The organism is Bacillus sp. MBGLi79 (genome assembly GCF_002953915.1).
Window position 1 is genome coordinate 1138345 of record NZ_CP026521.1, and the last position, 9461, is coordinate 1147805.

The 9461-nt window shown below is 41.5% G+C and carries 12 protein-coding genes and 1 pseudogene; 12 read left to right on the forward strand and 1 reads right to left on the reverse strand.

Annotation, left to right across the window (positions count from 1 at the left end; genetic code table 11):
- The first annotated feature begins 92 nt into the window (after positions 1-92).
- The 12 genes and pseudogenes from yhbH (at position 93) to C1T29_RS05735 (ending at position 9033) form a co-directional block, all read left to right on the forward strand.
- Positions 93-1271 carry a sporulation protein YhbH gene (gene yhbH / locus C1T29_RS05680; RefSeq protein WP_014663305.1) on the forward strand — a complete coding sequence of 393 codons (1179 nt, stop codon included), beginning with the start codon at positions 93-95 and terminating at the stop codon, positions 1269-1271.
- Positions 1272-1430: 159 nt separating this feature from the next.
- On the forward strand, positions 1431-1895 hold the full coding sequence (locus C1T29_RS05685) for a MarR family transcriptional regulator (protein ID WP_040083640.1): 465 nt from the start codon (positions 1431-1433) through the stop codon (positions 1893-1895).
- A 35-nt stretch (positions 1896-1930) separates the two neighbouring features.
- Entirely contained in the window at positions 1931-2596 is a 666-nt protein-coding gene (locus tag C1T29_RS05690; protein WP_014476241.1) for a biotin/lipoyl-containing protein, read from the forward strand.
- Positions 2597-2636: 40 nt separating this feature from the next.
- A complete protein-coding gene (locus C1T29_RS05695; RefSeq protein WP_103748975.1) occupies positions 2637-4235 on the forward strand; it encodes an MFS transporter in 1599 nt (532 codons plus the stop codon).
- A 22-nt stretch (positions 4236-4257) separates the two neighbouring features.
- Positions 4258-4788 carry an NAD(P)H-dependent oxidoreductase gene (locus tag C1T29_RS05700; protein ID WP_095432757.1) on the forward strand — a complete coding sequence of 177 codons (531 nt, stop codon included), beginning with the start codon at positions 4258-4260 and terminating at the stop codon, positions 4786-4788.
- Between the two features lie 12 nt (positions 4789-4800).
- Entirely contained in the window at positions 4801-5175 is a 375-nt protein-coding gene (locus tag C1T29_RS05705; RefSeq protein WP_069149250.1) for a hypothetical protein, read from the forward strand.
- A pseudogene (locus C1T29_RS05710) lies at positions 5175-5317 on the forward strand (hypothetical protein); the annotation flags it as partial. The gene C1T29_RS05705 and the pseudogene C1T29_RS05710, both read left to right, overlap by 1 nt.
- Before the next feature lie 18 nt (positions 5318-5335).
- Positions 5336-6097, forward strand: coding sequence for a hypothetical protein (locus C1T29_RS05715; RefSeq protein ID WP_095432776.1), 762 nt, complete (start codon positions 5336-5338; stop codon positions 6095-6097).
- 2 nt (positions 6098-6099) lie between these two features.
- Positions 6100-6465: a GntR family transcriptional regulator gene (locus C1T29_RS05720; RefSeq protein WP_003233424.1), complete on the forward strand. Its 366-nt coding sequence runs from the start codon at positions 6100-6102 to the stop codon at positions 6463-6465.
- A gap of 1 nt (position 6466) precedes the next feature.
- The gene (locus C1T29_RS05725; RefSeq protein ID WP_095432756.1) at positions 6467-7165 is read left to right on the forward strand and encodes an ABC transporter ATP-binding protein; all 699 of its coding nucleotides are present in this window, start codon (positions 6467-6469) and stop codon (positions 7163-7165) included.
- Between the two features lie 16 nt (positions 7166-7181).
- Positions 7182-8099, forward strand: a complete 918-nt coding sequence (locus tag C1T29_RS05730) for an ABC transporter ATP-binding protein (protein WP_103748974.1) — start codon at positions 7182-7184, stop codon at positions 8097-8099.
- Entirely contained in the window at positions 8092-9033 is a 942-nt protein-coding gene (locus tag C1T29_RS05735; protein ID WP_095432754.1) for an ABC transporter permease, read from the forward strand. Before C1T29_RS05730 ends, C1T29_RS05735 begins: the two co-directional genes overlap by 8 nt.
- Positions 9034-9124: 91 nt before the next feature.
- Here the strand turns inward: C1T29_RS05735 and cspB are convergent, their stop codons facing one another.
- Complete coding sequence (cspB, locus tag C1T29_RS05740) at positions 9125-9328, reverse strand: cold shock-like protein CspB (RefSeq protein WP_003224086.1); 204 nt, start codon at positions 9326-9328, stop codon at positions 9125-9127.
- Positions 9329-9461 lie beyond the last annotated feature (133 nt).

Sequence of the window (9461 nt, forward strand, 5' to 3'; positions counted from 1 at the left end):
AATATAAATCTTTTCAAAAGACTTGTTTCATAATCTGGCACAAGCCGGAATACGTATGTATCACGACCACAAATGGTTAAGGAGGGGAATTCATGTCCCAAAATGACAGCGGCCATTTTTTGATTTCTGAGGAAAACTGGTCCCTCCATCGCAAAGGCTTCGATGACCAGCAGCGTCACCAGAAAAAGGTGCAGGAAGCGATCAAAAACAATCTTCCGGACCTCGTAACTGAGGAAAGCATTATTATGTCTAATGGAAAAGATGTAGTGAAAATCCCAATCCGTTCACTTGATGAGTATAAAATCCGTTACAACTATGATAAGAATAAACATGTAGGGCAAGGAGACGGCGACAGCCAGGTTGGTGATGTTGTGGCCCGGGATGGATCAGACAAAAAACAAGGGCCAGGAAAAGGGCAGGGTGCCGGTGATCAGGCAGGCGAGGATTATTATGAAGCGGAAGTTTCATTAATGGATTTAGAAGAAGCGCTTTTTAAAGAATTAGAGCTTCCGAATCTCCAGCAAAAAGAGCGGGACAATATTATTCATACAGATATTGAGTTTAATGATATTCGTAAAACAGGGTTAACCGGTAACATTGATAAGAAAAGAACAATGATGTCAGCCTTTAAACGAAACGCAATGTCAGGAAAGCCGTCGTTCTATCCAATTTATCCGGAGGACCTAAAGTATAAGACGTGGAATGACATCACAAAGCCTGAATCAAAAGCTGTCGTTTTAGCAATGATGGATACAAGCGGCAGTATGGGGGTTTGGGAAAAATACATGGCCAGAAGCTTCTTTTTCTGGATGACCCGTTTTTTGCGGACGAAATACGAGACTGTGGAAATTGAATTTATTGCCCATCATACAGAAGCAAGAGTTGTCTCGGAGGAGGATTTTTTCTCAAAGGGAGAAAGCGGCGGAACCATTTGTTCTTCCGTATATCGGAAGTCGCTTGAGCTTATTGATGAAAAGTACAATCCCGCTCGCTATAACATTTACCCGTTTCATTTTTCTGACGGTGACAACCTGACATCTGACAACGCGCGCTGTGTGAAATTGGTTAATGATATTATGAAGAAGGCCAATCTATTCTGCTACGGCGAGGTCAATCAGTACAACAGGCATTCAACGTTAATGTCTGCATATAAAAATGTGAAAGATGATAAATTTAAGTACTATATTTTAAAACAGAAATCTGATGTTTTTCAGGCGCTGAAGAGCTTTTTCAGAAATGAAGAGTCTGGTGTAAGCCATCAATTTTCGTAATGAAAAGCCCATTTCAGGGCTTTTTTTTATTTAATAAAAGTAAGAAAACGCTTGCGGAAAAAATACGGGAGAAAAAGAAATTTTTCCTTTGACAAATCTTCTTTCATTTATTAATATTTTATCTTGTGAACTATTATTGAGGAATGAGGTGAAAAGGAGTTGACTGAATCAGAACGTGCTTTGCTCACTTTTGAACAGCTCTTCGATACGTCTCGGGCGATTTATAAAAAACAGAAGAAGATATTGGAGATTGTGCTTGAGCCTTTTGATATTACAGTCCTTCAATATTTGCTGATGTTTAAAATTCATCAAAGCGGAAGCACTCCGCTAAGCAAGCTGGCAATGTCGCTTGATCTTAAGCCTGCTTCTGTGACGCGGATGACAGATATTCTGTATAAGCGCCACTTGATGAATCGATATGACAGTCCGGATGACCGCCGTATCGTCATGATTCAGTTAACCGAAGAGGGGGAAGAACTGATAGAAAAAGCCGCTGTGCAATATGCAAAAATGGGTGCGGGCTTGTACCAAAAGCTTGATACCTCCCAGCTGCAGTATTTGCGCAAACTTGCCGGAAGCTTAACGAAGCTTGCTGAAGGCTGTTCAGAAAAAAGCGGTAATTAAAAACTTCTCACATATTTTCACCAGCTTTCCGCAAAATGATAGAGGATGAAACGAAAGGAGAAAACAAAATGAACAGAGGACGTTTAATTCTGACCAACATTATCGGTTTGATTGTTGTTCTTGCAATTATAGCTGGAGGTGCTTACTACTATTATCAAAGCACTAACTACGTAAAAACAGATGAAGCAAAAGTAGCCGGCGATATGGCTGCTATTACTGCTCCAGCAGCAGGTAAAGTATCTGACTGGGATCTGGACGAAGGAAAAACAGTGAAAAAAGGCGACACAGTTGCAAAAATCAAAGGTGAACAAACTGTTGACGTAAAATCCATTATGGATGGAACAATTGTGAAAAACGAAGTGAAAAACGGACAAACCGTACAAGCTGGTACAACAATTGCACAAACGATTGACATGGACAACCTATACATCACAGCAAATATTAAAGAAACAGATATTGCGGATATTGAAGTAGGAAATAGTGTAGACGTAGTAGTTGACGGAGACCCTGATACAACATTTGACGGTACTGTAGAAGAAATTGGATATGCGACTAACTCAACTTTTGATATGCTTCCATCTACAAATTCAAGCGGAAACTACACAAAAGTAACACAAAAGATTCCTGTGAAAATTTCAATCAAAAACCCATCTGATAAGGTGCTTCCTGGCATGAATGCATCTGTTAAAATTTCTGAGTAAAACAGATCAGTCATCAAACCATGAAAGGAGGTTGTCTTAGATGGCTACAGGCAAAGAAAAAAATGCAAAAAGCCCTATGTCATTACTGATTGTGCTAATGGCGGGTTTATTTTTGGCAATTCTCAACCAAACATTGCTTAACGTTGCAATGCCGCATTTAATGACTGAATTTGGCGTAAGTGCAACGACGATTCAGTGGCTGACAACAGGTTACATGCTTGTTAACGGCGTATTGATTCCGTTATCTGCCTTCCTGATTACACGGTTTGGCCAACGGAGTCTCTTTCTCATCGCAATGTTCTGTTTTACGCTCGGTACGTTAGTCTGCGGTATCGCACCTAACTTCTCTACAATGCTGATCGGCCGTTTGATTCAGGCCGTGGGCGGAGGTATCTTGCAGCCGCTCGTTATGACAACCATTCTGTTAATTTTCCCGCCTGAAAGCAGGGGGAAAGGAATGGGGATTTTCGGGCTTGCGATGATGTTTGCTCCAGCGGTCGGCCCGACTCTTTCCGGGTGGATTATTGAGCATTATACATGGCGCATTATGTTTTACGGACTTGTGCCAATCGGCGCAATTGTTATCATTGTGGCTTTCTTCATCTTTAAAAATATGGTGGAGCCGCAAAAAATCAAACTCGATACTCTGGGAGCTATTCTCTCGATTGTCGGATTCGCCTCCTTATTATACGGAGTCAGTGAAGCCGGATCTGACGGCTGGACCGACCCGATTGTACTGTCTACAGTTATTATCGGCGTCATTGCAATTGTTGCTTTTGTTGTTCAGCAATTGCGCCATGATGATCCGATGCTTGATTTCAGAGTGTTTAAATATGACATTTTCTCACTCTCAAGTGTCATTAATATCATTATTACAGTGGCACTTTACACTGGTATGTTCCTTTTACCGATCTATCTGCAAAACCTGGTCGGTTTTACGGCGCTTCAATCCGGTCTGCTTCTGCTTCCGGGTGCGATTGTCATGCTGATTATGTCACCGATCTCAGGTATTTTGTTCGATAAATTCGGACCGAGACCGCTTGCGATTATCGGGCTTCTTGTGACAGTGGTAACAACTTATCAATACACGCAATTAACAATTGATACACCATATACGCACATCATGCTGATCTATTCAATCCGTGCATTTGGTATGTCTCTCTTAATGATGCCAGTCATGACAGCCGGGATGAACCAGCTTCCTGCCCGTCTAAACAGCCACGGAACGGCGATGAGCAACACACTTCGCCAAATCAGCGGATCAATCGGTACAAGTTTAATTACGACGATTTATACAAACCGGACGACATTCCATTATTCACAAATTGCAGATAAAACGAGCACGGCGGACCCGAACTTCCTCCATGCGTTCCAAAATGCAGTTTCGAATTTAATGGTGAACATGAATGTGTCTTATGATACAGCGAAAACGTATGTGTACTCACATATTTATAAACACGCGTCACTCGATTCCAATGTCATGGGGATAAATGATGCCTTTATGTGGGCAACCTTATTCTGTGTAGCAGGGTTGATTTTAAGTATCTTCCTGCGTGACGTCAGAAAAGATAAATTGCGTAAGAAGAAAAAAGAGGAGCTTTCATTACTTCCTGCTCCTAAAGAAGCTAAGGAATCTTAATCTGTACAGGGAGGTTTCCTGAATGAAAATTTATGTAGTGTATGATAGTGAAGGCGAACATACTAAAGTGCTTGCAGAGGCGATTGCTGAAGGTGCGAGAGAAAACGACGCGTCTGAAGTATTCATCGACCATGTAGATCAGGCGGATATCCGCAAGCTTAAAGATATGGATGCGATTATTTGGGGATGCCCTGGGCATTTCGGAACAATCAGCTCCGGTCTTAAAACTTGGATCGACAGACTTGGCTACTTGTGGGCTGAAGGCGAACTGATCAACAAAGTCGGTGCTGTTTTCTGCACAACGGCAACAACACACGGCGGTTTGGAAATGACAATGCATAATTTAATCACGCCGATGTTCCACCAAGGCATGATCGTTGTCGGACTGCCTGGCAACGTGCCTGAAAACGCACTTTATGGCTCTTATTACGGAGCAGGCGTCACTTGTCCGGTTGATAGTGATGAGTTAATGTCTGAGGAAGGTATTCAGCTTGGACGCGCGTTGGGAAGACGTGTCAGCCAAGTCACAGGAAACCTAACAGCAGGACAGTAAGGAGAGGTTGAAATGGCCATTATTATAGCAATTATTGCTGCTGTCATTGTCATTGCGGCCCTTATTACATTTAATGTCCGCAGCGCCTCACCTGGACCTGAGAAGCAAGAAGCAACTGATAGAATCGCACCTCCAGAAGAGGAAAAAAACGAAGCGCAATACCCTGCTGAAGCAAGGGCTGCCGAGCATACGCCATCTGTTGTCGAAAATGATTCTCAAAAAGAGAAACGTAACACAATGGGTGATGATATTTACAGGCAGGCGCTGCAAAAGTTTAAGCATTCTGACGAAGATCAGGCAGAAGAAGAGGTCACTGAGGAAAGTGACAAAATGCAGGACCGCAGCTATCGTGATGCGCTGCTCTCTATGAAAAACAAGAAAAAATAATGAAAAAGGCAAATCCGTTTACTCATGGCGGGTTTGCCTTTTTTGCTGTTTACATCAATTATGTTTTTTATCAAATAAATCCATGGAATATGTTGTATTTCATTTTGATCTAGTGTACTATGTTACTCATACACCGAGGATTCTTCCGGGAGGTAAAGACATGGATTCTTTTTTAGGTTTATTAAAGAAAGATATCAAGCTTTCAAGAATGTGGCTGCTAGTATGGATATGCGGAATGACTTTTTTATTGGGAACAGGCCATATTATAGCTTCTCGCGCGAAAGAACCTCTAGTCGTTTTTGGGTTTTTTGTTGCAGTTGCTTTTTTTCTGCTTTTCTTATCTCCTGTTTTTGTGTTTTATCACCTTCGCAAGGAAGGGAAATCACAGCTTTGGCTGTACAATCCAAATGGCGGCTTATGGCTGTTTTCTTCTAAATTGGCAGCATCTTTGCTCTATCAATTTGTGATTCAGTTGGCATTAACAGCCTATGGGATATGGATGTATCATATGCTCTCTTTAAAAAATCTGCTGGAGCATCAAGTTGATATAACGAGTACAGTGGCTTTGCTGAATATGTATGGGCTTATTTCTTCGTTAGATATGTCAGTAACAGTCATCGTGTTTTGGACTGTTTTTCACGCTCTCAGGAATTGGCGCGGAATGCGATGGGTTGCGATGGTTCTGTTGGTCGCAGTGTGGTTATTCTACGATGAATACATCATAAGCCCTTTGGTTGAATCTCAAAAGCATTTCTGGCCGGTAACAGTCTATTGCAATTTTGATTTCCACTTCCATAACGTTTGGAAATTGGAATTAAAACCTATCCATCTGTCTGTGCTAGGGTTTCCTATTACCTTAGTCATCACGTTCTTGCTGCTCATCATGGCTTCAAAACTGCTTGATCGTAAAGTAGAGGTGTAAATATGGATAATCAATTTCAATCCTCGAAACCGATTTATCTGCAGATCGCTGATCAGATCTTTTATAGGCTGGTCAGGAAGGAGCTGCTCCCAGGAGACAAGCTTCCTTCAGTAAGAGAAATGGCGATTCAAACTAAGGTAAATCCCAATACAATTCAAAGAACTTACAGTGAAATGGAAAGGCTGGGTATTGTGGAGACAAGAAGAGGTCAAGGGACGTTTATTGCGGAAAAAGCAGAAATCGTAGACGAGCTGAAAGACAAGTTGACACGAGAAGTGCTGGAAGGCTTTGTCAAGCAAATGAAAGAGCTGGGGCTCACGAAAGAGGAAATGTTAGAGGGCATTAAAACATTCACAGAGGGAGGCTAAAATGGAAATCAAGCTAGAACACGTATCAAAAAAATACGGCCGCCATACGGCCGTCAATGATGTGTCATTTACCCTATCATCTGGACGGATTTATGGTCTGATCGGACCGAACGGCAGCGGCAAGTCAACGACCCTGAAAATGATGGCTGGCCTTTTGTTTCCGACTTCAGGGTTTGTAAAAGCAGATGGAAAACAAGCTACGAGAGATATGGTGCGTCAAACGGCTTATCTTACTGAGCTTGATATGTTTTATCCGGATTTCACTGTCAAAGATATGGTGAATTTTTATCAGTCGCAGTTTCCTGATTTTCAAACAGAACAAGCTTATAGACTATTGAATGAGATGCAGCTGGATCCGGAAAAAAAGATCAAAAAGCTATCAAAAGGAAATCGGGGCAGGCTGAAAATCGTTCTTGCTTTAGCGAGACAGGCAGACGTCATCTTGCTTGATGAACCTTTTTCGGGGCTTGATCCGATGGTGAGGGACTCCATCGTAAACAGCCTTGTATCGTACATTGATTTTGAGCAGCAGATTGTCGTGATCGCGACACATGAAATTGATGAAATTGAGACGTTGTTAGACGAAGTCATCATACTCGCAAATGGAGAAAAAGTGGCGCAGCGCGATGTAGAAGATATTCGTGAACAGGAAGGCATGTCTGTTTTGCAATGGTTTAAATCAAAAATGGAAGTTTGCTAGAAAGAGGAGGAATATGATGAAAACAGTGTTGGAATTGAGAAATGTGACAAAAAACATCAGAGGCCGAACGCTCATTGATGATCTCAGTTTTACGATTCGTGAAGGTGAAGTATTCGGTTTTTTGGGACCAAACGGAGCTGGGAAAACGACAACCATCCGGATGATGGTAGGCTTAATGAAGCTGACGAAAGGTGATGTCCTCATTTGCGGTCAATCCATTACGAAAGAATATGCCAAGGCGATTAAGCATATTGGAGCGATCGTAGAGAATCCAGAGCTCTATAAATTTTTGAGCGGATATAAAAATCTCCAGCAATACGCAAGGATGGTCAAGGGTGTCACGAAGGAAAAAATTGATGAAGTTGTTGAGCTGGTTGGTTTAACAGACAGAATCCACGACAAGGTGAAAACCTATTCTCTAGGAATGAGACAGCGTCTTGGCTTGGCACAATGCCTTCTGCATGATCCGAAAGTGCTGATCTTGGATGAACCGACAAATGGCCTTGATCCGGCGGGAATCAGGGAAATCAGAGATCATTTAAAGAAGCTGACCCGAGAAAGAGGAATGGCTGTCATCGTTTCAAGCCACCTGCTGTCAGAGATGGAACTGATGTGTGATCGCATTGCGATTCTGCAAAAAGGAAAGCTGATCGATATTCAAAATGTAAAAGATGAAAACATTGATGAGAACGATACATATTTCTTTCAGGTTGAGCAGCCGAATGAAGCCGCTACTGTTTTAAACCAGTATGATTTGGTGAGTAAGACAAATGGTGTAGAACTCAAACTGGCTAAAGACGAAGTCCCTGCGGTTATTGAACTGCTGGTGATGCAGCAAATCCGCATTTACGAGGTCAAAATTATAACAAAATCATTAGAGGACCGTTTCTTAGAAATGACAGGTGAAACAAAAGAGGAGGTTCAGCATGCTTAATTTGATTTATAATGAGTGGATCAAAATTTTCAGCCGTGCCGGAACATGGGTGATGATTGGAATTCTGGGGCTAACAATGGTTGGATTTGCATTTTTGGCGAATCATTTTTCTGCCGGTGAAGCAAATTCTCATTGGAAACAAGAACTTCAAGTACAAAACGCCGAATTAAAGAAAGAAATCAAAGACGATCCTTCACTGAAAGATGGATATAAAGAAATAATCACACTCAACAACTATCGCATTGAACATAACATCCCAAATGACACGGGCTATACTGTATGGTCTTATGTAACGGATTCAGCAGGTTTTACCATCCTTACCGGACTGTTTACCATTATTATCGCAGCCGGAATTGTCGCTAACGAATTTAATTGGGGAACAATTAAGCTATTAATGATTCGGCCGCTCAGCCGTTTTCAGATTTTGATGTCCAAATATATTACAGTTCTCCTGTTTGGGTTCCTATTGCTGTTGATTTTATTTATCGGTTCTACTTTGTTAGGGTTGATTTTCTTCGGGACGGGTGGTGAAACCGCCGCGAATATTCATTTAATCTATAAGGATGGCCATGTCATTGAGCAAAACATGATGAGTCATTTGGCCACAACGTATCTTTCTGAATCCGTCTCGGCCTTAATGGTGGCGACGATGGCGTTTATGCTGTCTGCAGTATTCAGAAACAGCTCTCTTGCAGTAGGGTTTTCCATCTTTTTATTGGTTGCCGGTACGACAGCCACTGCATTTATTGCAGCGAAATTTGACTGGGCAAAGTATATATTGTTTGCTAATGTCGATTTAACTCAGTATGTGGATGGCACACCGTTAATAGAAGGGATGACTATGACGTTTTCTATCGTCATGCTTGCGATCTACTTTATCATTTTCCTGCTGCTTGCTTTTGGAATCTTCATGAAACGGGATATTGCAAACTAATGAAAAAGCTGTTTTGCTTATGCAAAACAGCTTTTTTGTCCAAAATAAAAACTGCAGGTTTGCACCTGCAGTTTTTCATATCAATTTATGCTTACGCTTCTTTAGTAACGTTAGCAGCTTGTGGTCCGCGGTTTCCTTCAACGATTTCAAAAGAAACAGCTTGGCCTTCTTCTAAAGTTTTGAAGCCTTCGCCTTGAATAGCAGAGAAATGAACGAATACATCGTCTTGACCTTCTACTTCGATGAATCCGAAACCTTTTTCAGAGTTGAACCATTTTACTTTACCTTCTAACATGAAATTTCCTCCTAAAGCGATCATAACGCTTAAATTCACTATTCTTGCTCTTAACAAACTTTCAAGACGAAAACTCTTACAAAACTATCTTCTTATAGAAAGATCGCTCAAAACTAAATACCTTTACTCTACC

What these genes read in the sequence shown, in the direction of transcription:
- C1T29_RS05695 (WP_103748975.1), top strand. Translation starts at nt 2,637, where the DNA reads ATGGCTACAGGCAAAGAAAAAAATGCAAAAAGCCCTATGTCATTACTG.
- C1T29_RS05705 (WP_069149250.1), top strand. Translation starts at nt 4,801, where the DNA reads ATGGCCATTATTATAGCAATTATTGCTGCTGTCATTGTCATTGCGGCC.
- C1T29_RS05735 (WP_095432754.1), top strand. Translation starts at nt 8,092, where the DNA reads ATGCTTAATTTGATTTATAATGAGTGGATCAAAATTTTCAGCCGTGCC.
- C1T29_RS05700 (WP_095432757.1), top strand. Translation starts at nt 4,258, where the DNA reads ATGAAAATTTATGTAGTGTATGATAGTGAAGGCGAACATACTAAAGTG.
- C1T29_RS05725 (WP_095432756.1), top strand. Translation starts at nt 6,467, where the DNA reads ATGGAAATCAAGCTAGAACACGTATCAAAAAAATACGGCCGCCATACG.
- yhbH (WP_014663305.1), top strand. Translation starts at nt 93, where the DNA reads ATGTCCCAAAATGACAGCGGCCATTTTTTGATTTCTGAGGAAAACTGG.
- C1T29_RS05730 (WP_103748974.1), top strand. Translation starts at nt 7,182, where the DNA reads ATGAAAACAGTGTTGGAATTGAGAAATGTGACAAAAAACATCAGAGGC.
- cspB (WP_003224086.1), bottom strand. Translation starts at nt 9,328, where the DNA reads ATGTTAGAAGGTAAAGTAAAATGGTTCAACTCTGAAAAAGGTTTCGGA.
- C1T29_RS05690 (WP_014476241.1), top strand. Translation starts at nt 1,931, where the DNA reads ATGATAGAGGATGAAACGAAAGGAGAAAACAAAATGAACAGAGGACGT.
- C1T29_RS05720 (WP_003233424.1), top strand. Translation starts at nt 6,100, where the DNA reads ATGGATAATCAATTTCAATCCTCGAAACCGATTTATCTGCAGATCGCT.
- C1T29_RS05715 (WP_095432776.1), top strand. Translation starts at nt 5,336, where the DNA reads ATGGATTCTTTTTTAGGTTTATTAAAGAAAGATATCAAGCTTTCAAGA.